The following is a 26,611-nucleotide window of genomic DNA, read 5'->3' on the forward strand; positions in this document are numbered from 1 at the left end:
CGGGGGCCTAACGGGTCCCCGCGCCGAGCAGGCTCAAGGCGATCCCGGCATAGATAACCATCCCGACCAGGTTATTGTTTAAAAAAGCCTTGAAGCAGGCCTGGCGATCCCGGCCGGCAATCAATCGTTGTTGATAAAGAAACAGGCCCGCCGCCAGCAGCAACGCCGCGTAATAAACGGCATTCAACCGCGACAGCCAGCCGAGGGCGGCCAGCAGCAGTAACGTAGCGCCTTGCAGCAGACCAATGAGGGTTTTGTCGTGGCGTCCGAAAAGGATAGCGGTGGATTTTACGCCGATGCGCAGATCGTCATCCCGATCCACCATGGCGTACTCGGTATCATAAGCCACCGTCCAAAGAATATTCGCCGCAAACAAGAGCCAGCAGGACAGCGGCAACGCTTCGCTGACCGCGGCATACCCCATCGGGATCGACCAGCCGAAGGCCGCGCCAAGCACCAGTTGCGGCAAGTGCGTGTACCGTTTCATGAACGGATAGACCCAGGCCAGCGCCAGGGCCGCCGCCGAGAGGACGATGGTCATGGTATTCAATGTCAGCACCAGTCCGAACGCCGCCGCCACCAAAGCAACGAACAACACTTTCGCTTCTTTCTCGCTGACCAGGCCGCTGGGCAGGGGACGCGAGGCGGTACGCTTGACATGTCCATCGATTCTGCGATCAGCGAAGTCATTAACCACACAGCCGGCGGCGCGCATCAAAAAGACGCCGCCGATAAATACCCCCAGGATGCCAAAATCGGGCACACCCCGTCCGGCAAGCCAGAGGGCCCAGAGTGTCGGCCAAAGCAACAACAAAGAACCAATGGGTTTATCAATGCGCATTAGCCGGCAACAGGCTTGCCATTTACCCAATGTGGCGCCATGTTCCACTTTTTTACTCCTTTAGTCGGTCAAGCGTCGCCGTGTTCAACGATACAGCGGTGCGTCTGATAAAAACAGTTCGGTCAACAACAATGGCTTGCCATGGGAATGCAAGCGGGACCGGCGCGCCCATAATCCGTCAGCGCGTCCCAGTTGAATGAAATCGCGCGCCGGGGGACCCTCGCGAAACAGCCAGCGGCCCAGCGGCGTATCCCCAAGCGCGGTTAACGCGCTCTCCGCATCGCCGAGCACATGCGCGGGAATCAAGGTACGGCCCGCCAGCCAGGGCCGGCCATCGCCATAAAGCACCACTTCCCGCAGCCAGTAACGCCCGCTTGCGGGTAACAATGCGCTATCGCCGCCCGATTCGGCGGCGGAGCAATACCCTTCCCGGATACGCCGGACGCTTAGCGTCCGGCAGTGGCGCTCCAGACGCAGGGTCATCGAGTCGCTTTCCAGCAACCAATTCTCTTGCGTCGGACTTAAACACGGGCGCGGACCGTCAAACCAGCGGATAGCCGCCAAGAGCGTGGTAGAAGGATCGTCCGTCATCCTGTCCTCATGATGTCAATTGAGAGTCGGATACAATTGTAGCCCAGAACACGTACCAATCCCTGTTCCACGAATATTCACGGACGCCGCCGATGAATTGCCGCGCCACAAACGCGAGTCGCATGGCGCGTGGGGAGACCATACAAGCGACGAGCAGCGGCGCGGTCAAAACACCCCCACGGGGCGAGAGCGGAAAACCCGCACGCGGCATTGCCGGATGAGACGGTATTGCGGCCACTATCGCCCGCTGCGCGGATCAAGTCAAGAATCCTTGCCATCCCGACTTTCCCGCCGCCCCGCGGTCCGTCACGGCCACGCGACTCGCCGACAACGGCAACGGCCTCCCGAAGGAGGCCGTTGGCGCCGATATCGATATTCGAGGATTTCAGCGCACTTCCGGTGAACGTTCGCTCGTCAGATCATACAGATAGAATTTGCGTCCCACCATTTGTCCGCCGTCTCTGGTCAGCGGGATCCAGTTCAATTGCGCCCGAGTGCGATTTGGCGTAACGGTCAACAGATCCAGCGGAATCGACAAATAGAAACCCTTGGTGAAAGAACCTTCGCCATAGTCCGTGCGGGAAACGTTGGTAAAGGTGGCGAACGCGCCGGCGACAACGCCGCTGTCGAACCGTCGCGAAACATCAAAGGTCACGCCCTTGTCTTTCGCCAGATAACGCCCGACGCTGGCTTTAACCAACACGCCGTTTAGGAAACTGGGTTCCCAATAACCGGTCAGATTACCGGTGGCGACACTGTAGTCGGCAAACCGCATCATGTTGTTCCAATCACGCTGTTTGACATAATTGCCATCCAGGCCCACCGCCCAATTGGAATCCAGCGGACGATAAAGCACTTCACCGCCCACCCCGCCATACATCATTTCCAAATAGCCGCCATAGACCTGGCCATACCAGTCGTCGCCGAGCCTGTTGATATAGGCGGTCTGCAGATTGCTGATGTACACATCATTGCCGACATATTCGCGGATGCGGGTCCTGACCCGCGGCAAATGCGAATCGCTGGGCGGACTGGTGAACTTGAACTTATTGTAATTATTGATGATATTGCCGAACAGGCTGCCGGAATTCACCCAATGATCGGTCATCCAGTAATTGGCGTAGCCTTCCACGCCGATTTGATACATATAAAAAGATTCAGGCCCGCCGAAGGACTGGTTGAGCACCGGCGACCAGCCCAATTCCAGGCGATTGCGTTCGATATAGTAACCCTGTTCAGCGTTTTTCGGCACATCCGGCTCGGTACGGCGCTGTTTCAGCGGCTGTTCGTGCCCAAGCGGATAGCCTTTTAGACTATCCTGCAAACTCTTGACATCCGTTTCAGTCGTCACCATCGGCATGTGCTGCCGTGTCTCGGTGACTTTGAGGGTATCGATATTGGCGGGCAGGTTGTTGACCAGAATACGGTTGGCGCGATCGACGCCCTCGGCGCCATCGCGATATTTATATTGCTCGCCGGTCATGTACAGGGTATTGCCTTTAACCTGGATATGCGGCGCGGCGAAACCCGCCACGCTATCCATATCGGTCAACTGCTGCGCCACCACCTGATGCTGCAAGATCTCGTCTTGCGGATGAGGCTGATACGCCGGCTTTTCGCTGTCCAGATGCGATTGATGCAATTCATTGAAATTGGTGCGTAATGAAAAGCCGAACATCAGAGTATTGCCACGCTCATAACTCAGATTGACATCCGCCCAGTTGGTCAATCGATAAATCGCGCCGACATTGATCGGCGTATTTTGCTTAAGCTGGCCGGCAAAATCGCCTTTGTAGTTGTTGCCTTCATATTCCAGTTTCAAGCGCAACGGCTGCCAGGGCGTCTGATACTCCACGCCGCCGAATATCGATGACGGACCGTGGAAGAAATCACCGGTGTTGAAGGAGCCCGCGGCGTTGTGCGCATTGCTGCGATAGCAATAGTCATTGGATAGCGAGCAAAACGGGTTTTTCACGTTGCCGCTATTGCCCAGATAACCCCAGCCGAGCCCGAGGGAAAAATCGAAAGGTCCCCAAGCCTTGCTGGCGGCGAGAAACTCGCTGTCAAACAGCCCGGTGCCGCCGAAGTCATTAATGCCCAGCGACACCTCGGGGAGATAATAACCTTCCTGCCACAAACGCACTTTGAAGTCGATGCCTTTGTCTTTATAGGTTTGATTACCGCTGAAATTCGGATCGTTGCTGTATTTGCGGGTTCGCACGTCGGTATAGCGTATCGTACTCCCCAACCAGGGCATCAATTGGACATAAATGGAATAGAAACGGTACTGATCGTTATCGCGGTAGTTCATGCTGAACTCGCCGTCCGGCGCCATGCGGGCCGTCGGCGTCTGCAACAGCCCCACCCCGCCCAAATCCATTTGTGAGGGTCCCAGCGGTTCGGTATAAGGCGCCGCCTGGCAAGCGGAAGCCACTGACAACGCGATGAGGCTCAGGAGATAGGTTTTTTTCATCAGTCAGGGATCCGGTGAGTCAGCAGAGTAACGATTTGATCATTCACGTCCCGGTAATCGCCCGGTAGCGACCACGAAGAAAAGCCGACGTATATCACGCTGCCCGGTAGGGCTTCGTTATGACGGCGATTCCAATAGGCCACCGGTACCGATCTGGCGCGGCCGTCGGGCGTTATCAGCCAGGCGACGCTTTTATCCGCGCCGCTTAGCCGCTCATGACCAACCAAATAATCGCTGACATCCTTGCCGACCTGATAAGGCTCAGAACCCGTACCGGTCAATACGCCAAACAGACGTACCGAGCTGGGTTTCGCCAGGGCATAAACCGTATAGTCGCCGCTTAGGGCATAATCGGCGCCGGGCTCCAGGCGGATCACATCCGGGTCCATTGAAACGAACTGCCGGCCGGTCACCTTGATGGCGGAAAGCTGACCGCGCACCCGATCCACCGATGCGGCCAGATCGAGGTCGTTATCCCGCCGGAGTTCGCCGCTCAAGGTACTTAGCCTGGCCAGTAACTGCCGTTGTCGTTCCTGCTCCACGGCGGTGGCCATTTTTTCAGCGATAATCGTGCCGGGCCACCAGGTATGTCCGGCGAGAACCGGGTTCAGCGCGACCTGTTCCAGATGGGACGCGCCGGTTATCACCGCGGGCCGGGACTGTCCGGGGAAATAAACGGTGACCCGGCTGTCAGCCGCGGCCGAAGCAACAAAACCCACACATAAACTCGCTATCAACAAGAGTCTTTTTTTCATGGCTTATACGGATTTAAAGTGGTGGTTTCGACGGGGAAGAAATCCGGCCCGATAAATTGTTGGGTTTTATAAACGCCGCCGGTGACCGGATCGATCCAGTAACGGTTGCGATAATGGGTATGCAGTTCCGCCACGTCGACATCTTCATCAAGGATACGCGCGGTGTGCGGAGCCCCGAGAATGGTCAGGGTTTCATTGCCTGCGAGGGTAAAGCGGGACGTAAACGTGGCCGTGTAGACTTTCCTGCTTTCGGTCCATGTCTGAGTCCGGGTCCATTGGGCGCCATCGGTAATGCGATTCGCATGGATGAGCGGATCGGCGGACAGATTGGTAACATCGAGCAGGTTATCGGTCAAATCAAGGGTCTTTATCAGGCGGCCGTTGCGGGTAACCAGCATGGCCTTGTCGCGGGTGACCCATTTAAGATTGCCGTTTTCGGCGTAGGCCAGCACCACGAAAATCTGCGGGCCATTATTAACCCGCGCATACATACTGGCATAGGGAATATCCCTGACCTGTTCCGGAGTCATCTCCACGTCAGGCATGCCGAATGCCGCGACCTTAAAGGTTTCACCCAGGCTCTTTTGCGATTGACTGCACGCGGCCACCAGAAAGCACACCACCAATAAAAATAAATAGCGCACGTCGTTCATCCCAAACGAAAGGAGACCAAAAAAATAACCACACCTGCGTGTGGTTATCGAGTCATTATTATTACTGAACGGTTGATGTGGTGGTCCCGCTGGTCGGCGTGGGCGTCCCGCCGTTGTCATCGTTGTGGGAGGCGACCAGCGCGGCCCCTGCGACCAACGCGACGGCGCCAACGCCGATAGCGGTTGCGGCGCCCGCGCCAAGACCCGACGCGGTGGCGCCGGCAGCGCCGGATGATGAGGTGGTGGTATTGGTGCCGGGCGCGGCAGCCAGGGCATAAGAACCACTAGCCATCAGCATCGCGGCCATTACAAGAGTAAACAATTTCTTCATAGATATTACCTTTCGCTCATGAGGATGATGACTAAATCTAAAGGGTGAATTGCCCTTATATAATCATCATAAAGCAATATAATGCAATAAAATATATCTTGCATACATCTGTCACGGAGGAAACCTTCCCGTTTTGAGCGAAACAGCAGAATGTGTTGGCAGTAGCTTTCTCTGCCTGGCCGCTAATTTCAGCGATCAAATTCTAAATAAGGCGCCTCACGGGCCCTAGATACAATATATTGCCATAAGAGACGGCAGAATAATTCAGAATTATCCCACCAAGGCATATTTTAACGCTATTACTTTAAGGGCATTGTGCTCAATTACTATCTGTTTGAAAGTGGCGAAATTTCAACTTTACCCCGACCAATGGGCTTAAGGGAATGTTAAGAAAGGCAAAATGCGCCGGCGTCTTTTTTTAGGATTATCCTTAGCCAAGGTTAAAGCGTAGCGCAGCGGCCGGGCAATGTAAATAATGCAAAGCCAGCCGTTTCCCGACGGGCAACCCTTTTCACGGTTGCCCGCGGCGACATTCTGTTTCGCTCGTTAACGCCAAGCCTTGAAACGATTGATCAAACCATTGGTGGAACTGTCATGACTGGCGACCGGGTCGTTGGTGGCTAATTCCGGCAGGATCCGATTAGCCAATTGTTTGCCCAGTTCCACACCCCATTGGTCGAAAGTGAATATATTCATGATAACACCCTGAGTGAAAATCTTGTGCTCATACAGCGCGATCAGGGCGCCCAGACTATAGGGCGTGATTTCTTTAAGCAGTATGGAATTGGTGGGCCGATTGCCTTCAAACACTTTGAAGGGTACCACATGCCGTACCTGCTCCGGAGTTTTGCCGGCCGCGGCGAACTCGTCCTCAACGACTTGCCGGGATTTACCGAAAGCCAGCGCTTCGGTCTGGGCGAAAAAATTCGACAGCAATTTGGCATGATGATCGGCCAGCGGGTTGTGGCTGACGGCCGGGGCGATAAAATCGCAAGGCACGATTTTGGTTCCCTGATGGATCAGTTGATAGAATGCATGCTGACCATTGGTGCCCGGTTCCCCCCAGATGATGGGTCCGGTCTGATAGGAGACGGGATGCCCGTCGCGATCAACATATTTGCCGTTGGATTCCATATTGCCTTGCTGGAAATAGGCGGCGAACCGGTGCATATACTGGTCATAAGGCAGGATGGCTTCAGTTTCCGTGCCAAAGAAATTGTTGTACCAGATGCCTATCAATGCCAATAGCACCGGCAGGTTGCGTTCGGCCGGCGTTTCGACGAAATGATGATCCATGGCATGGGCGCCGGCCAGCAGTTTTTCGAAGTTTTCAAAACCGACAGACAAGGCGATGGAAAGACCGATAGCCGACCAGAGCGAGTAGCGCCCCCCCACCCAATCCCAGAATTCAAACATATTCGCGGTATCGATGCCGAATTCGCCAACCGCCTTGGCATTCGTCGACAAGGCGGCGAAATGCTTGGCCACATGTTTGGCATCGCCGGCGGTGTTAAGGAACCATTGCCGGGCGCTATGGGCGTTAGTCATGGTTTCCTGGGTGGTGAATGTTTTGGATGCCACCAGAAACAGCGTAGTGGCCGGGTCGAGAGGTTTGACCGTTTCCGCTATATGGGTGCCGTCCACATTGGACACGAAATGCATGGTCAGATGATTTTTGAAAGGCCGAAGCGCCTCCGTCACCATATAGGGGCCGAGGTCAGAGCCGCCGATGCCGATATTGACCACATCGGTGATGGGTTTACCGGTATAGCCCAGCCAATCGCCGCTTATCACCCGATCGCAAAACTGTTTCATTTTCGCCAGTACGGCATTCACTTCCGGCATGACATCTTTGCCGTCCACCCGTATTGGGGTGTTGCTGCGGTTACGTAACGCGACATGCAAGACGGCGCGATCTTCAGTGCGATTGATTTTTTCACCGGAGAACATGGATTTTATCGCGCCGGACAGATCGCATTCCCTGGCAAGCGCCTGGAGTTTTTCCAGCGTTTCGCCGGTAATCCGGTTTTTGGAATAGTCCACCAGCATCAGGTCATCGAACGTGGCGGAAAACTTGGCGAAACGCGCGCCGTCCCCGGCGAACAGATCGCTGATTTTCACGTCTTTCATCTGGTCATAGTGCTGTTGCAACGCTTTCCAGGCGGCGGTATGGCTAGGGTTTATGTTTTTCATGGCAACACTCTTGTCTATTGAGAATGAAACGAATCCGATGATAACGATTGTATCGCCAAGGCCGTGACTTGCGAGGTCTTTTATTGCGATAGGCAATCTTAATGGGGTTTGGGCCCGCCAGCGCATACGGGCGCCTGCCATTGAGAGTATCAGAGTGGAGCGGTTTTGCACTATTGCCCGCGCGCCTGCCGGATCCTGAAAAAAGGTCATACACTGCTCGTTGACAGACGCGTCATTACCCGCTATTTCTAATGGCCGAGTTACGCATGATTATGCGTAAACCAGAAGAGGCGCGCCGCCCAGGCAAGGTTTCGGAGGATCCGTAGTCCGAAGAAAAAACCCCAGGGGGAGCGGCGCCGAGATGGCGCAAGGAATACGGACGGACCGCCATCGACCGCAGGGGCTGAATCCCTTGGGTTGTCACTGGCATTCGCCCTTGGGCGACGGCACGGTGGGGCGCTTCTGGGCGTATCGTAGATGTCTACCTCTGCTCCCTTTTTCCGCTCTTGACGCGTGCCAAGGACCCTTGATAACTGTTCACGGTAGATATCCCGACGCGAGGCTTTAAGAGCATGGCAGAAAGTACATCCAATTCCTTGATTGTGGCAAAATTCGGCGGCACCAGCGTCGCTGATTTCGATGCCATGAATCGCAGCGCGGACATCGTGCTGTCCAATCCCGACGTGCGACTGGTGGTGTTATCCGCCTCGGCCGGCGTAACCAATTTGCTGGTGGCTTTGGCTGAGGGCAAAGAACCCGAGCGCCGCGCTTTTTATCTGGATGAAATCCGCCGTATTCAATACGCCATCATTGATCGCTTGGCTGACGCTCAGGTCATTCGTGAAGAAATCGATCGCATGCTGGATAACCTTGCCATGCTATCCGAAGCCGCGGGGCTCGCCACGTCCCATGCCCTCACCGACGAGCTGGTCAGTCACGGCGAGTTGATGTCGACATTGCTGTTTGTGGAAATTCTTCGTCAACGGCAAGTCGCGGCGGAATGGTTCGATGTGCGCAAGGTCATGCGCACCAATGATCGATTCGGTCACGCCGAACCGGATATTGCCGCACTGAAGGAATTAGCCCGTAGTCAGTTACTGCCGCGCCTTGATGAGGCCCTGATCATTACCCAGGGATTCATCGGCAGCGAAGCCAAGGGCCGCACCACCACGCTTGGCCGCGGCGGCAGCGACTATACCGCCGCCTTGCTGGGCGAGGCGCTTTGCGCGTCGCGTATTGATATCTGGACGGACGTTCCCGGCATTTACACCACCGATCCCCGTGTCGTGCCGCAAGCCAGACGTATTGATGTGATAAGTTTTGAGGAAGCGGCGGAAATGGCCACTTTCGGGGCGAAAATCCTTCACCCGGCCACCTTGTTGCCGGCGGTGCGCAGCGAAATACCGGTCTTTGTCGGCTCCAGCAAAGAACCCACCATCGGCGGCACGCTGGTTTGCAACCACACGCCCAATCCGCCGCTATTTCGCGCCATCGCGCTACGCCGCCGCCAAACGCTGCTGACGCTGCACAGTTTGAATATGTTGCAGGCCCGCGGCTTCCTGGCCGAGGTTTTCGCGATTTTGGCCCGTCATTATATTTCGGTGGATTTGATTACCACGTCGGAAGTGAGCGTTGCCTTGACCATGGACACCACCGGCTCCACCTCCACCGACGGCAGCCTGTTGACCACGTCTTTGCTAACGGAGCTGTCGTCGCTTTGTCGGGTGGAGGTCGAGGAAAATCTGGCGCTGGTCGCCTTGATCGGCAACAAGCTGTCGCAGGCGTGCGGTGTGGGCAAAGAGGTCTTCGGGGTACTGGATCCTTTTAATATCCGCCTGATTTGTTATGGCGCCAGCAATCACAATCTTTGTCTGCTGGTGCCGGGCCAGGACGCTGAACAGGTCGTCAAGACCCTGCATGCCAACCTGTTCGACGCCGAATAGTCAGAGGGGGTTGGAAGCCCTGCGGTGTTCATCGGTCTCCGTCTCGCCGTCGTCTTCCAACTCCAATACATTATAGGCCACCGCGCAAAACAGGGAATTGACCCGTTTCATATCGCCCAGGAGACCCAGATGCAACGAACTGGTCTCCATGCTCTGTACATTCTGTTGATGCAGACGATCCACATGGGCATGGGCATAGCGGCGGTCGGTGATGCGAAACCGGTGTTTGGCTCTGCGCAATCGCCGGGCGCTGGTGATATCGCCGGAGAGGAATACCGACAGGCCCAGGCGCAGGTTGGACATCAGTTGTTCGTGCAGCGTATCCAGCTCTTGCAAGCCCTCGGCGGAAAACGCCCGGCGCGTTGCCAGGGATTTGGCCGCCACATCGCCGGTCATACGCTCGATAATGTCGCCGGCCTGTTCGAGATTGAGCGCCATCTCAATAATCTCCGCCCAACGGCGCGAATCCGTTTCGCCCAGCTCTTCTTTGGGTATTTGCGCCAAATACAGCTTGATGGCGGTGTACAGCACGTCCACATCGTCATCCAGGCGGCTGACTTCCCGGTCCTTGTTGGGCAGACCGTGTAGCACTTCGCCATGCAATAGCAGCATGCTTTCCACCACATCCCCCATACGCAGGGTTTCGCGGGCGGCATTGGCCAGCGCCAGCGTGGGGGTATCAAGGGCGCTGACATCCAGATGGCGCGGCCTCACGCCGAGTTCGCCCCCTGGTGTCGCGCCTATCCATTGCGTACACAACCGGGCCATCGGACCGGCAAACGGGATCAGGATCAGACAGCGAAGCAGGTTATAAAACACATGGAAATAAATCACCAGCTCGGAAGGGCTGACCGGCAGGCGACCCAGCACGGTCGCCAGCAACGACACCGCCGGCAGCACCACCACACAGCCCGCCAGTTTGAACAGCAGGCTGCCCAAGGCGACCCGCTTACCCTCGGCGTTTTGCCCGCTGGCATTGATCATGGCCAGTATTCCGCTACCGAGATTAGCGCCGATCGCCAGGCAAAGGGCCACTTTAAAAGAAATGACGTCGGTGGCGGTCAATGTGGCGGTTAATAATACCGCGGCCAAACTGGAATAACTGATAATGGCAAAGAGCGCGCCGGTGAGGGAGTCAAGCACCACATCGCCGGTGAGCGATGAGAACAGCACTTTTACGCCATTGGCCTGGGTGATGGGCGTGGCCGCGTCAACAATCAATTCCAGCGCCAGCAGTATCAGACCAAGACCAATGAACACCCGGCCGATTTGCCCAGCCCGGGTTTGTTTCCGGCCCAAAAACAGACAAACGCCGATAAAAATCAGCAAGGGAGAAAGCCAGGAGAGATCGAACGTGAGGATTCTGGCCATCAGGGCGGTGCCCACGTCCGCGCCGAGGATAATCACCAAGGCCGGTTTTAGCGCCACCAGGCCCTGGGAAACAAATGAGGTGACCAGCATGGCCGTGGCGTTGCTGCTTTGCACCAGGGCGGTGACGCCGATACCGGCCATGAACGCCATGGTTTTTTTTTCAACGCTGCGGCTGAGCACCTGCCGTAACCGGGCACCATAGACACGCATAATTCCGGTCCGGACAATGTGCGTGCCCCATACCAGCAATGCCACCGCCGAAAGCAGATGCAACAACGTCAACACGCGTTTTTAACCTCCTTTTCGCCACTTGTCGATCGGATATCAAACAAGGCGTTTGCTACCAATGATGAATCGGCCATCTCGCCCGCCGCGCATGGTTTAACAATACGCCGTCAGGGTTAACGGCATGGGGATCGCCCACTTTGACCAGTAGCGGTAAATCGTTGCCGGAATCGGAATAAAAGCTCGCCTCGGCTAACGCCGTCAGGTCGCCGTCCAGCAGCGCGGCCAGCCGCGCGACCTTGCCCTCCCGGTAAGTCAGGATGCCTTTGGTTTCACCAGTGTAGCGCGCGTCCCGCACGGCCAGTTCAATGGAAAGCGTCTCGCGTACCCCGAACCGTTCGGCAATAGGTTTGACCAAGTGTTCTCCCGAAGCGGAAATAACAATGACCCGATCGCCCCGGTCGCGATGAGCGGCGATACATCGCAAGGCATTGGTGCGCATGACGGGGACAATCGCTTTGGCGATAAACCCGCGCACGTGATGCGCCACTTCCTCAACCGAACGCCCGGCCAGCGGCTGCAGGGTAAACGACATGTACTCATCCATGGACAACGTGCCCTGAACATATTGCAGCATCATCTCCTGCTCTCGCCGCACGAAAGCAGCATCCCCCGCCCAGCCCGTCTCAAACATATAACGGCTCCATAAACTGGCGCAGTCTCCATTTATCAAGGTCTCATCCAAATCAAACAACGCCAGGCTCATGCCACCTCACATAATGTCGCCATATCTAACTGTAGACCAATCTCTACGCCATCAGGATACAGATCGGCCACCGAGCGGTTTAACACATCCACCAGTAATTCGATTTCCCGCACCCGTATGCGGTAGCGGATCACATTTCCCAGCAAGCTGTGCCCCGCCACCCGCGCGGCGATACCCTGGCCGGCGGGCAGCAGAAGGATGGACTCGGGCCGGATGGCCACCTGCCCCTGCCAGGCGCGGCCGGTCAATTGTTCCGCCTCGCCGGCGCTCAATAGGTTGTAACTGCCGATAAAACCGGCGGCAAAGGCATCGACCGGTTGGGTGTACAGCGCTTCCGCGCTGCCATTTTGCACAATCTTGCCTTTATTCATCAGCACGACCCGGTCCGACAACGTCAATGCCTCTTCCTGATCGTGGGTAACGAAAATCGCGGTCAGGCGCAATTCCTGCTGAATACGTCGAATTTGATCGCGCAGATGTTTGCGAATACGGGCATCCAAAGCGGAAAGGGGTTCGTCCAGCAAAAGCAGCCGGGGACGGGTGACCAATGAGCGCGCCAGCGCCACCCGCTGGCACTGTCCGCCGGATAATTGGTGCGGATAGCGGTGGGCGAAATCCCGTAACTCCACCAGCGTCAACACCTCGTCCACCCGTCGGCGGATTTCCGCCGCGGGCAGTTTTTGCATCTTGAGGCCGAAAGACACATTGCCGTCCACCGTCATATTCGGAAACAGGGCATAGCTCTGGAAAACCATACCGATGCCTCGCTGTTGCGGTGCCAGCGGCACGATGTTTTCGCCCGCGATCAGGATTTGTCCGCTATCCACCGGCGTCAACCCCGCCAGACAACGCAGCAACGTGGATTTGCCGCAACCGCTTGGCCCGAGCAAGGTCACGAATTCCCCCTCATCGGCGCTAAAATCGATATTCTCGAAGACCTGAGTCGGCCCGTAATGCTTATTCAGTTGCTTAACCGCCAAGTAAGACATGATTAGTCCCTGTCCTTATTGAGAATATTGGCCGCCAGGGTGAGCAGCAAAACCACCAGGAAATAGGAGATCACCAGCGCGCTGGTGAGGTGACCGCTGCTGGTGCGCAAATTGTAGAGATACACCTGCAGCGTTTCGAAACGATCGCCCACCAGCAGATTGGCGAAGACGAACTCGCCGATCAGAAAAGAGAAGGACAACAGTAAGGCAATCATGCAACCCTTGCGCAAATTAGGCAGTACGACCCATAGAGCCGCCCGCCAGGTGCTGGCGCCCAGCAATTGCGCGGCATCCATCAGGTCGCGCAGGCGGATAGCCTGCATATTATTGGTGATGGCCCGATAGATAAAAGGCAGGGCGATAGTGAAATAACAGCCGATCAGGATCCAGGGCGTACCGGTCAAGGTCAATGGCCCGTCGGAGTACAACTGTAACAACCCCACCGAGGAAACCACCGGTGGAACGGCGAACGGCAGCAGGATTAGAATGTTCATCACCGCATCCAGCCGAGGAAAATAGTAAGCAATTACAAACATTAATGGTAATATCAACACGACCGCAAAGAGCAGCGACCCCAGGCAAATCAACAGAGAATGCCATAGCGCCGTCAGGAAACGGCTATCCATCCAGAGTTGCTTCATCCAGTCCACGGTTAACCCTTCCGGCAGAATGGTCGAACCCCATTGGGTGGAAAAGGCGTAAATCAGCGTGGCGACCAGCGGTGACAGCAGTATCACCAGCATGATTGTTACCACGCAGCGATGGTAAATTCCTTCGACGCGCGTCATCGCGGTCTCCTCACAGATTGTCCGGCAACAGCCTCAGACATTGGCATGGGCATAGCTCCGGCGTATCACCCACTGATGCACCAGCGTAATCACCACCATCAGCATGACCAGAAACATCCCCAGCGCGCTGGCCATATTCGGGTCCAGATCCAAATCGCCGGCCACCAGCGCGGCGATACGGATGGGGATAACATTGAAGTTACCGCTGGTCAAAGCGAAGATGGTGGCATAGGCGCCGAGGGCGTTGGCCAGCAGGATAACGAAGGTGCCCAGCAAGGCCGGCGCCAGGACCGGCAGGCCAATGTAGCGCCAGTAATGAAACCGTCCCGCGCCCAATAAAGCCGCCGATTCGCGCCAGTCCTCCCGTAATGCGTCAAAGGCCGGATAGAGCAACAGTACGCCCAGGGGAATCTGGAAGTAGGTGTACAACACCATCAATCCAGGTTTGGAATAGAGGTTGAAATCCCCCAACAAGCCATAGCGTCGCAAAATAAGCGTCACGCAGCCGTTGGTGCCAAGCAGGATGATAAAAGCGAACGCCAGCGGCACCCCGGTAAAGTTGCTGGTCATATTGGTAAAAGACATGACCGCGGTGCGTAGGCGGGTCGCGCCCAACTGACGCAACGAATAGCTGCCGATAAGCGCAATCAATAAGCCGAAAAAGCTGGACCAGAACGTTATCTGTAGCGAAAAAACAAAGGCCTGGCGATAAAACGGGGAGCCGATGATTTCACTGTAGTTGGCGATGCCCCAGCCGGCCGCTTCGCTGTTAAAGCTGTTATAAGCCATCCAAACCAGCGGCGCTATCTGGAAGGCGCAGAAAAATACCGCGAACGGCAACATAATCGCCGCCGCCAGCCATTTACCTTTCATTTGAGCAATCCCATACATAGCGGCTTATCATGGTTGACAGCCAATAGTTCGCATAGCGTACCGCAAATTTCCGTCTGCCGCGGCGCAACCGGCGACAGGCTGAAGGCCTCGCCGAACACGAATAGCGGTACCTGGCGTTCCTCAGGCAAAATGCCGCCGTGGCTTTGGTCGTTGTTCATGCCGTGATCCGCCGTGACTATCACTTGATAACCGTCGGCGAGCCAGGCCGGCAAATAGCGCGACAACAGACCGTCGGCGATGCGCGCCGCATTTCGGTATTGCGGCGAGGACAGGCCGAAGTGGTGTCCGGCGTCATCAATGTTCATCGGGTGAATCAACAGGAAATCCGGACGGTAACGCAGACGCAGGCTTTCAGCGTCTTCAAACACATGGGAGTCGGGATAATGATCCGCATGGTAGAAATGTCCGTACTGAATTGTCGCCTGGGGATCGAGTGTATGCCTATCGCGCACCGCATCAAAAGGCGCACGGTTATACAGTTCGCTGACCCAATGATAAGCCGCGGCCGCGGTCGTCAAACCGGCGGCGCGCGCGCAATGAAAAACGCTGCGGTGATGGGAAAGCCGGACGACATCATTATGCACCACGCCGCTTTCCACCGGGGAAATGCCGGTCAAAATGCATTCGTACAACGGCCGCGATAACGACGGCAACTCGCATTCCAGGGGATAGAGACGGCCGTGGCCCGCCGCGCATTCGGCCTGCAGGTAGCCCATGGCATCATAGGCCACCTGATAATTCAATCCATCCAATACCACCAACAGGCTTTTCATCGATACTCCTTATTGCTGCATGGCCATCATGACGTCTTCCTGCCACAAACGGGGCAACGCCTTGGCGCTCTTCTCCCAGGCGGCCTGATCGGCGATGGGATGGGCATTCTTGTATTCAGAGGTCGGCAACAGTTTGGCTTTGACATCCGCCGGTAACGTCAGATGTTCTATGCGGATCGGGCGGGCATACCCCCTGGCCAGATTGATTTGTCCCGCATCGGAGAAAATATATTCCCGGGCGAATTTGGCCGCATTGGGATGCTTGGCGTATTTATTGATAATGGTGGAATAGCCGGAAATAACCGAACCGTCGGAGGGGATCAATACCTCAAAACGGGTTTTATCAATAGTGTCGCGATAGTTCAGTCCATTGAAATCCCAAACAACGCCGACATCCACCTCACCCTTTTCCAGCGAGGCGATGGTGGGGTCATTCAATCCCAGGCGTCCGGCCTTGGCCAATTTGGCGAAAAAGTCCAAACCGGGCTTCAGATTCTTCTCGTTGCCGCCCATGGCGTAGGTTGCTGCCAGTACGCCGTTCGCCGCCTGCGCGGCCGTGCCCACATCACCGATCGATACCTTATATTTTCCTTTCAGCAAATCAGCCCAGCTGTGGGGAATGTCTTTGACCGTCTGCTTGTTGACGATGAATGCGATGGTGCCGGTATAGGCCACGACCCAATTGCCGTCTTTATCCTTGGCCCAGGCGGGGACCTGATCCCAGGTGCTCGGTTTGTAGGGTTGCGCCACGCCTTTTTGAACCGCTAACGGGGCGAAGGAGATGCCCACATCGCCGATATCAGCGCTGGCATTGTTCTTTTCCGCCAGGAACTTGGCGATTTCCTGGGCCGAGCTCATATCGGTATCGCTGTGCTTGATACCGTACTTGCTGGACAGGTCCGCCCAGGTTTCTTTCCAGTTGGCCCAACTGTCCGGCATACCGACACTGATAACCTCGCCTTCTTTCTGCGCCGCTTTTTGCAGCGCCGCGATATTCGCGGGGGCTGCATGACCGGCCTGGCTGGCCAGCAATATTGCTGTAGTTAACACTGAAGCGAACAAAAGTTTCATATGTGATGCTCCGGGTGATAGTGTGTTTATAAGAAACTTCACTGGTCTAGTCCAGCAAGAACCAAGCCAATCTACCCAACCAAGATGAATATTTGATGTCAGCAATCCTTTTACGTTGTTTTTTGTTATCGTTTCATCTTCTCTGTCGCAAAGGCGACAAAGGGTGCACTACAATAATGCATATGGGTGATGATAATGCCTCATGATGACGCTTCTTCGCTGCAGATCCTCTCTCGGCAGAAGACCGTTACCGCCATTTGCCAGGCAATAACCGGCTGGATAATGCAAGGCGTAGTGACGCATAACGATCGGTTGCCGGCGGAACGGCTATTAAGTGAGCAATTCGCCACGACCCGTATCACTTTGCGAGAGGCGCTGGGACAACTGGAAGCGCAAGGGATGATTTATCGCGAAGAGCGGCGCGGATGGTTTGTCAGCCCGCCGAGGATTATTTACAACCCGCTGCAACGCAGCCATTTCCATGCCATGGCCCGCGAACAGGGGCGCAAACCCGATACCGAGGTGCTGGATGCCAGCGAAATCGCGGCGCCGCCGATCATTCGCACCCATCTGAACTTAGGCGGTCAAGCGCGGGTGTTTCGCATCCGCCGGGTGAGACGTCTGGACGAACGGGCGGTGTTATACGTCGAGCATTATCTGAATGTCGATTTTTTCCCCGGCATTCTGCATGAAGATTTGACGTCTTCACTGACTGAACTTTACGCCAACCGTTATGATATCCGCTACGGTAAAGTCCGGTTCGATATGTTACCCACCACGTTTCCCGCGGCGGCATCCCAAGCGTTGAAGGTCGCGGACAACAGCCCGGCGCTGTTTATCACCCGTATCAATTGCGATCAGCATGCCAGGATAATCGATTGCGATCTCGAGTATTGGCGCTATGACACGCTGCATATCAGCGTGGAAGCGGAAGAACGGGGATAATGCGGGACGGCGTCGGATTTACTGTCCGGCGCGGGGCGGTCGGGTAACGGCGGTTATCCGTTTAAGATACCGGCGATAAAGCGGCAACGGGCGCAACCCATTGGGGGATCGGCTGAATAAAAATAGCGGGAATCCACCTGCCCGGAACAAATGGCGTTCCCGCTATGCGGTAGATATTGAGGCCATCAGCCGCAGTAATGTTGAAACGTAATGCCGCAGGATGTTGAATCAAAATCCGACTTCCTGTTGTGGCGAACGTTCAAGAGGGCGGCGCGGTTTTACCCAAACCCTTGCCGGGCTGATAATTACGCTTAATATAGCGTTGCGTGGTTTTAAACGCCGCGACTAAATTCGCTAGGAAAACTTTTTCCTCATGCTGGTTCATATATTATCCTAATTTACTCGTCATCGTGAGACCGGAATCTTTCCGATTGCGGTAAAACAGCCCGGCAGGGCTATACTCACACTAATGGAATAGAGCATTGCCTATCATCAATAGGTTATGTCCGCATGATTGCCCAGATAGCATCCACGAAAAAAACTTCAATCATACCCTTCTTATGCCACATCGCCGCGCGACCCGCCGATGCGGCCCTGGGACCGCCTTAGCACCCGGCGATAAGCGGACTCGCCGCTATCCCGGTAAGGTTTCTGACTGCCCGTTTAAAGGCGGCTTTCACTCACCTGCCGCCAAGATGCAGTGTGAATGGTCAGGATATCCGGCGTGACATGGGTTAATTCGGGTATCGACTCGTCATACCTTACGTTGCCGCTAAGTTGACACCAGCGACTCGACGTATTCAGAGTTAAAAAAAAGCCCATGGCTTTAACTGCATTGTTATGGCTTCAATTTAACGCCACGGGCATGAGGGGGTAAATTAATTATATTATTATCCAAAATTAATTAGCCTATTATAATTCTCCGTAAAAAAGGAATTAGACTAATAAATTCAAAGCAAACCATACCGCTGCGCTTGTTTGTGCGCCACACACCTACCTGCCCGAGCCGGCAGGGTCAATCGGCGTCATAACCCAGGTTAGGCGCCAGCCAGCGCTCCGCCTCAGCAACCGATATCTGTTTACGCACGGCGTAATCCTCGACCTGATCACGCTGGATCTGCGCCACGGCGAAATATTTACTGTCCGGATGACTGAAATACCAACCCGATACTGAAGCGCCGGGCCACATGGCGAACGACTCGGTCAAACGCATGCCCGTCGTATTGTCCACATCCAGCAACCGCCAAATGACGGCTTTTTCCGTATGATCCGGACAGGCGGGGTACCCCGGCGCGGGACGGATGCCCTGGTAATTTTCTCGAATCAGTTCCTCATTGCTGAGGTTTTCGTTGGCGGCAAAGCCCCAATACACCTTGCGTACCCGTTCATGCAGGTATTCGGCGAACGCCTCGGCCAGACGATCGCACAACGCTTTCACCATGATTTTATTATAATCGTCATGGCGGGCGTCAAACGCTTCCGCCAGCGCATCTTCTTCCAGACCGGCGGTGACGGCAAAGGCGCCGATATAATCCGCTTTGCCGCTGACCTTAGGCGCCACGAAGTCCGCCAGACAATAGTTAGCGAAGCCGTCTTTTTCGGTTTGCTGGCGTAAGTGATGACTTACCTCCAACACATCCCGACGGCTGTCGTCCCGGTAGATTTCGATATCATCCCCCACCCGGTTGGCGGGAAACACGCCCACAACGCCGCGCGGCGTCAGGCTTTTTTCCACCGATAATCGATCGAGCATGGCATTGGCATCAGCGAATAGCCGGCGAGCCTCCTCGCCTACCACTTCATCCTGCAGGAGTCGGGGGTACTTGCCAGCCAGCGACCAGGTCATGAAAAAAGGCGTCCAATCAATGTAGTTACGCAACGTCTCAATGGACGCGGTCACCGTTTGCACACCCGGACGATGGACAGACGGCGGCGTGTAATTTCGCCAATCGGGAGCGGCGTCGTTATCCCGCGCCGCCTGCAAAGTCACCGGCGGCGTGCGCGGTTTTTTCCGGCCATGCTGAATCCGCACCGTTTCGTACTCGCTGCGGATCCGTTGAACAAACCCGTCCCGCTGGGTATTCGACAACAGCGACGAGACGACGCCGACGCTGCGCGAGGCATTTTGCACATACACGGTCGGTCCACTGTAGTTACGCTCGATTTTTACCGCGGTATGGGCTTTTGAGGTCGTCGCGCCGCCAATCAGCAACGGGAGGGTAAAGCCCTGGCGCTCCATTTCCTTGGCGACATTGACCATTTCGTCCAATGACGGCGTGATCAAGCCGGACAAACCGATGATATCCACGTTCTCTTGCCGGGCGGTACTCAAAATCTTGTCCATCGGCACCATCACGCCCAGGTCGATAATTTCGTAATTGTTGCATTGCAACACCACGCCGACGATATTCTTGCCGATGTCGTGGACATCCCCTTTGACCGTTGCCAACAGGATTTTGCCCGCTGCCGTCTGCTGCTGCTTGCCGGCCTGGATAAAGGGTTCGAGATAGGCCACCGCTTGTTTCATTACCCGGGCGGATTTCACCACTTGGGGCAGAAACATCTTGCCGGCGCCGAACAGATCCCCCACCACATTCATACCCGTCATCAACGGCCCTTCAATAACCTCGATAGGCTGGGCCGCCTGCTGGCGCGCTTCCTCGGTATCCCCCTCAATGAACTCGGTGATGCCTTTCACCAGGGCGTATTCAAGCCTCTTGGCCACCGGCCAGCCCCGCCACTCCAATTGCTGCTGTCTGCCGGTGTCGCCTTCTTTGTCGTTGCGGAATTTTTCCGCCAGTTCCAGTAGCCGTTCGGTGCCGTCAGAGCGTCGGTTAAGGATGACATCCTCAACCGCGTTACGCAGCGCTTCAGGCAAATCATCATAGATAGCCAGTTGACCGGCATTCACGATACCCATATCCATGCCGTTGCGGATAGCATGGTACAAAAATACCGCATGGATGGCTTCGCGCACCGGTTCGTTGCCGCGAAAGGAAAAAGACACATTGGAAACGCCGCCGGAGATCAACGCATGCGGTAGTTCGGCCTTGATATCGGCACAGGCGCCGATGAAATCAAGGGCATAGTTATTGTGCTCTTCAATACCGGTAGCCACGGCAAAAATGTTGGGGTCGAAAATGATGTCTTCCGGCGGGAAACCAACCTTTTCGGTCAGGATCCGATATGCCCGACGGCAAATCCCGATTTTGCGCGCCCGGGTATCGGCCTGTCCGTCCTCGTCAAATGCCATCACCACGACCGCCGCGCCGTAACGCCGCACAAGCCGGGCATGGTGGAGGAAAAGCGCTTCCCCTTCCTTTAAGGAGATGGAATTGACAATTCCTTTTCCCTGAATGCATTTCAGCCCCTTTTCGATGACATCCCATTTGGATGAATCGATCATGATGGGCACGCGGGAGATATCCGGCTCGCCGGCGATCAGATTAAGAAAACGCTCCATGGCGGCCTCGGCGTCCAACATGCCTTCATCCATATTGATGTCGATGATCTGCGCGCCGTTTTCCACCTGCTGTAGGGCCACCGCAAGAGCTTCTGGGTATTTTTCTTCTTTTATCAACCGTTTGAAACGTGCCGAACCGGTGACATTGGTGCGTTCGCCGACATTCACGAACAAGCTGTCGCTCTCGATATTCAGCGGTTCAAGCCCCGCCAGACGGCAGGCCACCGGCCTTATCGGCAATTGCCGGGGTGCGAGACCCTCAACGGCGCGGGCAATGGCGGCGATATGGCGCGGCGTGGTGCCGCAACAGCCGCCGACAATATTGACCAGACCGGCGCTAGCCCATTCCCCGATATGCTCGGCCATGGCATCGGGACCGAGATCGTATTCGCCGAAGGCATTGGGCAACCCCGCATTGGGATGGGCGCTGACATGACACTCGGCGATCCGGGACAATTCGGCGACATATTGCCGCAACTCGCCCGGCCCCAACGCGCAATTCAAACCGAATGTCAGGGGTTGGATATGCCGCAGGGAATTATAAAACGCCTCGGTGGTCTGACCCGACAGTGTGCGTCCCGACGCATCCGTGATCGTACCGGAGATCATAACCGGCAGGTTCACGCCCATGGCGTCCAATTCGCTCTCGATGGCGAAAATGGCCGCTTTAGCGTTCAACGTGTCGAAGATGGTTTCCACCATTAACAAATTCACGCCGCCTTCCACCAAAGCGTGAATAGCTACCCTGTAAGCACTCACCAACTCATCAAAACTGATATTACGGAATGCCGGGTCATTGACGTTCGGAGAGATAGACGCCGTGCGATTAGTAGGCCCCAACACGCCGGCGACGTAACGCGGCTTGTCAGGCGTGCGCGCCGTCCACTCATCGGCGCTTTGCCGCGCCAGACGCGCCGCTTCATAGTTGAGTTCGCCGACCAGTGATTCCATCTGATAGTCGGCCATGGCGATAGCGGTGGAGTTGAAGGTATTGGTCTCCAATATATCGGCGCCGGCTTCCAGATAGGCATAATGAATGGCGGAGATGATATCGGGCCGGGTCAGCACCAAAAGATCGTTGTTGCCTTTCAGATCGCAAGGCCATTGAGAGAAACGTTGGCCGCGAAAATCCGCTTCCTCCAACCGGTAACTCTGGATCATGGTCCCCATCGCGCCGTCCAGTACCATGATGCGCCGGGCCAATTGTCGACGAATATCGTCTTTTCGATTAATCACGCTCACTCCATCCACCAGGGAAAACACGCCATATGCCTTTCATCGTCAGGCTTTCGCCGCAAAATATCATGAACATCCGCGGCTAAAACAGGCAGAACATCCTAACATAAGTTAGACGCCGGCGAAGTCGCTCGCGCATGAGACTTTTTCAGTTATGGGCGTGCCGGAGTCAACAGCGGGATGGCGAATTGTAAAAAAGAGGTTTCGACAGGGATTTTATTTTTTGAAGTGGATCACAGAAGAAAATAAAACTCGTCCGCACCTCTGGTCAACCCAGCAAAAAACACGTAATGTTACCGGTAACATTTCATTTCCTTTTGTAGTCCACGGAGCCACATGATGACAACCACGCAGAACCATATTTTTGTTTTAATGGGCGTTTCAGGCAGCGGGAAGTCCGCTGTGGCCAACGCCCTGGCCCGTGAACTCACCGCCGCATTTCTTGATGGCGATTTTCTCCATCCACGGGCCAATATCGAAAAAATGGCCGCCGGCCATCCTTTAAATGATGATGACCGCGCGCCCTGGCTGGCGGCTATCAGCGACGCGGCTTTTGCCATGCAGCGCACCAACGCCGTTTCCATCATCGTCTGCTCCGCCCTGAAAAAACGCTATCGAGACCGGTTGCGACAAGGCAACGATAATCTGTCGTTCATTTATCTTAAAGGCGCGTTCGAGGTTATTGAAGAACGCCTGAAAGCCCGCAAAGGCCATTTTTTCAAGACCGATATGCTGATTACCCAGTTCAATACGCTGGAGGAACCAAGCGCTGACGAAACCGACGTGTTCGCCGTGAATATCAATCAACCGCTGGATAAGGTCATCAATGACGCGCTTCGGTACATTCGCAGCTACAGCGAGCCTTCATCGGTAAGTTGAGCGGGATCTGCCCTACCCCATGCTTGGCGGAAGTTTTTGCCGGACGCGGCATGCGTTGTCAACCTCCGGCTTTTTATGTCAATAAAAGCTGAAACGATTAAGCTAAGGTTATGGCTAAGCCATGGCAATGAGATAGCCATTAAATAACCAGGACAACGTTGACCCGCCGCGGAGCCGCACCAAAGCCCCGCCATAGGCAAAGGGGACGGCTGATTTCGGCGTTACGGGGCCGCTTAGTTGAACATAACGCGCATGATAACAACAGCTAAGACTCCCTATCGGCAAGACACATGAATTCCAGATTCGAGGCGGCACCCCGTACCCGTCGCCCGAATCGTTCAATTTTGAGTGAGGTAAATATGAATTCTACTGTAGCTCGTGTGACGCAACGTATCATCGACCGCTCCCGCGCCACCCGTGACGCTTATCTGGCGCGAATAGACGCCGCCCGCGCCGGTACGGTGCACCGTTCTCGGCTGGCCTGCGGCAATCTGGCCCACGGTTTCGCCGCCTGTTTGCCCGCTGATAAATCCGCGCTAAAAAGCATGACCCATAACGATATCGCCATCGTTACCTCGTATAACGATATGCTTTCCGCGCATCAGCCTTACCAACGCTATCCCGATCGGCTTAAAAAAGCCCTGCATGGCGTGGGCGCGGTAGGCCAGGTGGCCGCCGGCGTACCAGCGATGTGCGATGGCGTCACCCAAGGCCAGGACGGTATGGAATTATCGCTGATGAGCCGCGATGTGATCGCCATGTCGGCGGCGGTAGGATTGTCCCATAACATGTTCGACGGCGCCCTTTATCTCGGCATCTGCGACAAAATCGTTCCCGGACTGGTGATGGCGGCCCTGTCGTTTGGTCATCTGCCGGCGATATTCGTTCCCGCCGGTCCCATGTCCAGCGGCTTGCCTAATAAAGAGAAAGTCCGTGTCCGTCAATTGTATGCCGAAGGCAAACTGGATCGCGCCGCCATGCTGGAAGCGGAAGCCGCTTCTTATCACAGCGCCGGCACCTGCACCTTTTACGGCACGGCCAATTCCAATCAGATGGTCATGGAGATTATGGGGTTACATTTGCCCGGCGCATCCTTTGTGGCGCCGAACACCCCGTTACGGGACGCGCTTACCGATGCCGCGGCCGTGCAAATTACCCGGCTGACCGAAAACAGCGGCAATTATCTGCCCGCCGGCCGGCTGGTGGATGAAAAAGTCATCGTCAACGGCATCATCGCTTTGCTGGCCACGGGTGGGTCGACCAACCATACCATGCATTTGGTGGCCATGGCTCGCGCCGCCGGAATTATCATTAATTGGGATGATTTTTCCGATCTGTCCGACGCGGTGCCGTTATTGGCTCGTATCTATCCCAACGGTCCGGCGGACATCAACCAGTTCCACGATGCCGGCGGCGTTCAATTGGTTGTCCGCGAACTGCTTAAAGGCGACCTGTTGCATGAGGACGTGAATACTGTGGCCGGTTTCGGATTGCACCGTTATACCCTGCAACCCTGGCTGGACAAAGATACCCTGGCTTGGCGCGAAAGCCCGGCGTTATCGCAGGATCCCACGGTCATCGCCAGCGCGGCCAATCCTTTCGAGCATCACGGCGGCACCAAGGTCCTGGACGGCAACCTCGGCCGCGCAGTGATGAAAACATCCGCCGTCCCTGCTGCCAATCAGATTATTGAAGCGCCGGCGGTAGTGTTTGAAAGCCAGCATGACGTCGGACCGGCGTTCGATGCCGGCCAACTGGACAAGGATTGTGTCATTGTCGTCCGATATCAGGGGCCCCGGGCCAACGGTATGCCCGAATTGCATAAACTCATGCCGCCCCTTGGCGTGCTTTTAGATCGCGGATTCAAGATCGCGCTGGTGACCGACGGGCGGTTGTCCGGCGCATCTGGCAAGGTTCCCTCGGCCATACATGTAACGCCGGAAGCATATAACGGCGGGGTGTTGGGCAAGGTTCGCACCGGCGACCGGATTCGAGTCAACGGTGTCACCGGCGAGCTGAGTTTGTTGGTGGACGATGCCGAACTGGCGCAAAGGACATTGAATCCGCCGGATTTAAGCGCGAGCGATGTTGGTTGCGGCCGAGAGTTATTTAGCGCGCTACGCAGCCAACTCTCCGGCGCTGAACAGGGCGCGAGCTGCTTCCATTTCTGAGCGACCAACCATCATCCGGCGCCGGGCTATGCCAAGCCGCGCCCCATACCGCCTTCGTTGCAAATCGGGATCGTCGCGCTTTCACGGTCGACGACCCGAGCCTCACCCGCTCACTCAATCGTCGGGTTCATCCGGCGCAAATCGTATGGGGTGATTTGGTAGACATAGTAATTTAGCCAGTTGGAAAACAATAAATGGCCATGGCTGCGCCAGCTGGCTTTGGGCGGCAATTCGGGATTGTCGCCGGGAAAGTAGTTCACCGGTATTGTCGGGCTTAGGCCAGCGACGATATCCCGATGGTATTCATTGGACAACGTCAGCGCATCGTATTCGGGATGACCTGTGACGAAAGCCAGGCGCTTGTCCGGACTGGCAAACAAATAAGCGCCGGTTTGCTCCGAATCGGCCAGAATTTCCAAATCGGTATACTGTCGGATGGCATCGATGGGGAAATCGGCATAACGGGAGTGCGGCGCCAGGAACGTTTCGTCGAATCCCCGGGTCAATATGGCGTGCGGCTTTAAGGTGTTGTGCTGGTAAACACCGGAAAGTTTGACCTGCCGAGTCAGTTTTGGCACTCCATAGTAAATGTTCAGCGCGGCCTGAACTGCCCAACAGACGAATAAAGTCGAGGTCACATGATCTTTGGCCCAATGCAAGACCTGCTCGATTTGCGGCCAATACGCCACATCCCGGAAATCCACCAAACCCAGTGGCGCGCCTGTGACCACAAGACCGTCGAAATTTTGCTCCCGGATATCATCGAAGTTGCAATAGAAGGTATTGAGGTGCTGCGCCGGGGTGTTTTTGGATTCCCGGCTGTCAATGCGTAGCAGTTGAATATCCACCTGTAATGGCGAATTCGACAGCAATCTCAAGAACTGGTTTTCCGTTTCGATTTTTTTCGGCATCAGATTCAGGATCAATACCTTCAACGGACGAATTTCCTGGGTACTGGCACGGGAAGTCGTCATGACGAAAACATTTTCGCTTCGCAAAAAATTTACTGCCGGCAATGCGTCCTGAACCCGAATAGGCATAACGTTAGAACCTCAAAGCATACGTATATACGTTTAGACATCCAGAAGCCCGACGTTACCGCGTTTAAATGATAATGTCGAGTGTTCAGCCTAAAGTTGAAAATGTTTCATCTATAGATCGATTTTAGCTTAGGCGCAGCCAGGCGCCAGGCGCGCTCAAGCCCTCTGGCGGCACAGGCCGCCGCCGGCCTTTATATGACGTAAAAAAAAAGCCCCCTGC

At 55.6% G+C, this 26,611-nt stretch carries 22 protein-coding genes and 1 riboswitch; of the genes, 4 read left to right on the forward strand and 18 right to left on the reverse strand.

The features are described 5' to 3' along the window. Positions 1-7: 7 nt before the first annotated feature. The 7 genes from ubiA to pgi form a co-directional block, all read right to left on the reverse strand. Entirely contained in the window at positions 8-889 is an 882-nt protein-coding gene (ubiA, locus tag FCN80_RS18170) for a 4-hydroxybenzoate octaprenyltransferase (protein WP_136991582.1), read from the reverse strand. Positions 890-925: 36 nt separating this feature from the next. After that, positions 926-1,432, reverse strand: coding sequence for a chorismate lyase (gene ubiC, locus FCN80_RS18175; RefSeq protein ID WP_136991583.1), 507 nt, complete (start codon positions 1,430-1,432; stop codon positions 926-928). A gap of 385 nt (positions 1,433-1,817) precedes the next feature. Next, on the reverse strand, positions 1,818-3,905 hold the full coding sequence (locus FCN80_RS18180; protein WP_136991584.1) for a YjbH domain-containing protein: 2,088 nt from the start codon (positions 3,903-3,905) through the stop codon (positions 1,818-1,820). Then, positions 3,905-4,624, reverse strand: coding sequence for a capsule biosynthesis GfcC family protein (locus tag FCN80_RS18185; RefSeq protein WP_230492765.1), 720 nt, complete (start codon positions 4,622-4,624; stop codon positions 3,905-3,907). Before FCN80_RS18185 ends, FCN80_RS18180 begins: the two co-directional genes overlap by 1 nt. Positions 4,625-4,656: 32 nt before the next feature. After that, on the reverse strand, positions 4,657-5,304 hold the full coding sequence (locus tag FCN80_RS18190; protein WP_136991586.1) for a YjbF family lipoprotein: 648 nt from the start codon (positions 5,302-5,304) through the stop codon (positions 4,657-4,659). 70 nt (positions 5,305-5,374) lie between these two features. Beyond that, the gene (locus tag FCN80_RS26495) at positions 5,375-5,644 is read right to left on the reverse strand and encodes a hypothetical protein (protein ID WP_170975442.1); all 270 of its coding nucleotides are present in this window, start codon (positions 5,642-5,644) and stop codon (positions 5,375-5,377) included. A 546-nt stretch (positions 5,645-6,190) separates the two neighbouring features. Then, the gene (pgi, locus tag FCN80_RS18200) at positions 6,191-7,837 is read right to left on the reverse strand and encodes a glucose-6-phosphate isomerase (RefSeq protein WP_136991588.1); all 1,647 of its coding nucleotides are present in this window, start codon (positions 7,835-7,837) and stop codon (positions 6,191-6,193) included. Positions 7,838-8,114: 277 nt separating this feature from the next. After that, positions 8,115-8,307, forward strand: a riboswitch (Lysine riboswitch). Positions 8,308-8,409: 102 nt separating this feature from the next. On the opposite strand from pgi, the gene lysC reads away from it, so the two are divergent. After that, positions 8,410-9,780 (forward strand): lysine-sensitive aspartokinase 3, encoded by a 1,371-nt coding sequence (gene lysC / locus FCN80_RS18205; protein ID WP_136991589.1) that lies wholly within the window; start codon positions 8,410-8,412, stop codon positions 9,778-9,780. On the opposite strand, the gene FCN80_RS18210 is transcribed toward lysC, so the two are convergent. Genes FCN80_RS18210 through FCN80_RS18240 form a run of 7 tightly spaced genes read right to left on the reverse strand, consistent with a single transcriptional unit; the run spans position 9,781 to position 16,657 of the window. Next, positions 9,781-11,436, reverse strand: coding sequence for a Na/Pi cotransporter family protein (locus FCN80_RS18210; RefSeq protein ID WP_136991590.1), 1,656 nt, complete (start codon positions 11,434-11,436; stop codon positions 9,781-9,783). A 55-nt stretch (positions 11,437-11,491) separates the two neighbouring features. Next, positions 11,492-12,142: an HAD family hydrolase gene (locus FCN80_RS18215; RefSeq protein ID WP_136991591.1), complete on the reverse strand. Its 651-nt coding sequence runs from the start codon at positions 12,140-12,142 to the stop codon at positions 11,492-11,494. Beyond that, entirely contained in the window at positions 12,139-13,131 is a 993-nt protein-coding gene (locus FCN80_RS18220) for an ABC transporter ATP-binding protein (RefSeq protein ID WP_136991592.1), read from the reverse strand. The genes FCN80_RS18215 and FCN80_RS18220 overlap by 4 nt, the downstream gene beginning before the upstream one ends. Before the next feature lie 2 nt (positions 13,132-13,133). Beyond that, on the reverse strand, positions 13,134-13,919 hold the full coding sequence (locus FCN80_RS18225; RefSeq protein WP_136991593.1) for an ABC transporter permease: 786 nt from the start codon (positions 13,917-13,919) through the stop codon (positions 13,134-13,136). A gap of 33 nt (positions 13,920-13,952) precedes the next feature. Further along, complete coding sequence (locus tag FCN80_RS18230; RefSeq protein WP_136991594.1) at positions 13,953-14,792, reverse strand: ABC transporter permease; 840 nt, start codon at positions 14,790-14,792, stop codon at positions 13,953-13,955. Beyond that, positions 14,789-15,586 carry an alkaline phosphatase family protein gene (locus FCN80_RS18235; protein WP_136991595.1) on the reverse strand — a complete coding sequence of 266 codons (798 nt, stop codon included), beginning with the start codon at positions 15,584-15,586 and terminating at the stop codon, positions 14,789-14,791. The genes FCN80_RS18230 and FCN80_RS18235 overlap by 4 nt, the downstream gene beginning before the upstream one ends. Positions 15,587-15,595: 9 nt before the next feature. Continuing rightward, positions 15,596-16,657 carry an ABC transporter substrate-binding protein gene (locus tag FCN80_RS18240; RefSeq protein WP_136991596.1) on the reverse strand — a complete coding sequence of 354 codons (1,062 nt, stop codon included), beginning with the start codon at positions 16,655-16,657 and terminating at the stop codon, positions 15,596-15,598. A gap of 195 nt (positions 16,658-16,852) precedes the next feature. On the opposite strand from FCN80_RS18240, the gene FCN80_RS18245 reads away from it, so the two are divergent. Further along, on the forward strand, positions 16,853-17,602 hold the full coding sequence (locus FCN80_RS18245) for a UTRA domain-containing protein (RefSeq protein WP_136991597.1): 750 nt from the start codon (positions 16,853-16,855) through the stop codon (positions 17,600-17,602). A gap of 61 nt (positions 17,603-17,663) precedes the next feature. Here FCN80_RS18245 and FCN80_RS26500 read toward each other — a convergent pair whose 3' ends face one another. The 3 genes from FCN80_RS26500 to metH all read right to left on the reverse strand — a co-directional run bounded on the left by FCN80_RS26500 (position 17,664) and on the right by metH (position 22,301). Further along, positions 17,664-17,834 (reverse strand): hypothetical protein, encoded by a 171-nt coding sequence (locus FCN80_RS26500; RefSeq protein ID WP_170975443.1) that lies wholly within the window; start codon positions 17,832-17,834, stop codon positions 17,664-17,666. Positions 17,835-17,861: 27 nt separating this feature from the next. Further along, a complete protein-coding gene (locus FCN80_RS27275; RefSeq protein WP_306767897.1) occupies positions 17,862-17,987 on the reverse strand; it encodes a hypothetical protein in 126 nt (41 codons plus the stop codon). 630 nt (positions 17,988-18,617) lie between these two features. Beyond that, entirely contained in the window at positions 18,618-22,301 is a 3,684-nt protein-coding gene (gene metH / locus FCN80_RS18250; protein WP_136991598.1) for a methionine synthase, read from the reverse strand. Positions 22,302-22,637: 336 nt separating this feature from the next. Here metH and gntK point away from each other — a divergent pair, with 336 nt between their 5' ends. After that, positions 22,638-23,180: a gluconokinase gene (gene gntK / locus FCN80_RS18255; RefSeq protein ID WP_230492766.1), complete on the forward strand. Its 543-nt coding sequence runs from the start codon at positions 22,638-22,640 to the stop codon at positions 23,178-23,180. Between the two features lie 359 nt (positions 23,181-23,539). Further along, positions 23,540-25,351 carry a phosphogluconate dehydratase gene (gene edd / locus FCN80_RS18260; protein WP_136991600.1) on the forward strand — a complete coding sequence of 604 codons (1,812 nt, stop codon included), beginning with the start codon at positions 23,540-23,542 and terminating at the stop codon, positions 25,349-25,351. Positions 25,352-25,461: 110 nt separating this feature from the next. On the opposite strand, the gene metA is transcribed toward edd, so the two are convergent. After that, positions 25,462-26,391: a homoserine O-acetyltransferase MetA gene (gene metA, locus FCN80_RS18265; protein WP_136991601.1), complete on the reverse strand. Its 930-nt coding sequence runs from the start codon at positions 26,389-26,391 to the stop codon at positions 25,462-25,464. Between the last annotated feature and the right edge of the window lie 220 nt (positions 26,392-26,611).

This window comes from Martelella alba, assembly GCF_005217455.1.
GTDB lineage: Bacteria > Pseudomonadota > Gammaproteobacteria > Enterobacterales > Enterobacteriaceae > Acerihabitans.

What these genes read in the sequence shown, in the direction of transcription:
- edd (WP_136991600.1), top strand. Translation starts at nt 23,540, where the DNA reads ATGAATTCTACTGTAGCTCGTGTGACGCAACGTATCATCGACCGCTCC.
- FCN80_RS18225 (WP_136991593.1), bottom strand. Translation starts at nt 13,919, where the DNA reads ATGACGCGCGTCGAAGGAATTTACCATCGCTGCGTGGTAACAATCATG.
- metA (WP_136991601.1), bottom strand. Translation starts at nt 26,391, where the DNA reads ATGCCTATTCGGGTTCAGGACGCATTGCCGGCAGTAAATTTTTTGCGA.
- FCN80_RS18240 (WP_136991596.1), bottom strand. Translation starts at nt 16,657, where the DNA reads ATGAAACTTTTGTTCGCTTCAGTGTTAACTACAGCAATATTGCTGGCC.
- FCN80_RS18220 (WP_136991592.1), bottom strand. Translation starts at nt 13,131, where the DNA reads ATGTCTTACTTGGCGGTTAAGCAACTGAATAAGCATTACGGGCCGACT.
- FCN80_RS26495 (WP_170975442.1), bottom strand. Translation starts at nt 5,644, where the DNA reads ATGAAGAAATTGTTTACTCTTGTAATGGCCGCGATGCTGATGGCTAGT.
- FCN80_RS18245 (WP_136991597.1), top strand. Translation starts at nt 16,853, where the DNA reads ATGCCTCATGATGACGCTTCTTCGCTGCAGATCCTCTCTCGGCAGAAG.
- gntK (WP_230492766.1), top strand. Translation starts at nt 22,638, where the DNA reads ATGATGACAACCACGCAGAACCATATTTTTGTTTTAATGGGCGTTTCA.
- lysC (WP_136991589.1), top strand. Translation starts at nt 8,410, where the DNA reads ATGGCAGAAAGTACATCCAATTCCTTGATTGTGGCAAAATTCGGCGGC.
- pgi (WP_136991588.1), bottom strand. Translation starts at nt 7,837, where the DNA reads ATGAAAAACATAAACCCTAGCCATACCGCCGCCTGGAAAGCGTTGCAA.
- FCN80_RS18235 (WP_136991595.1), bottom strand. Translation starts at nt 15,586, where the DNA reads ATGAAAAGCCTGTTGGTGGTATTGGATGGATTGAATTATCAGGTGGCC.
- FCN80_RS27275 (WP_306767897.1), bottom strand. Translation starts at nt 17,987, where the DNA reads ATGAACCAGCATGAGGAAAAAGTTTTCCTAGCGAATTTAGTCGCGGCG.
- FCN80_RS18230 (WP_136991594.1), bottom strand. Translation starts at nt 14,792, where the DNA reads ATGAAAGGTAAATGGCTGGCGGCGGCGATTATGTTGCCGTTCGCGGTA.
- FCN80_RS18215 (WP_136991591.1), bottom strand. Translation starts at nt 12,142, where the DNA reads ATGAGCCTGGCGTTGTTTGATTTGGATGAGACCTTGATAAATGGAGAC.
- FCN80_RS18180 (WP_136991584.1), bottom strand. Translation starts at nt 3,905, where the DNA reads ATGAAAAAAACCTATCTCCTGAGCCTCATCGCGTTGTCAGTGGCTTCC.
- ubiC (WP_136991583.1), bottom strand. Translation starts at nt 1,432, where the DNA reads ATGACGGACGATCCTTCTACCACGCTCTTGGCGGCTATCCGCTGGTTT.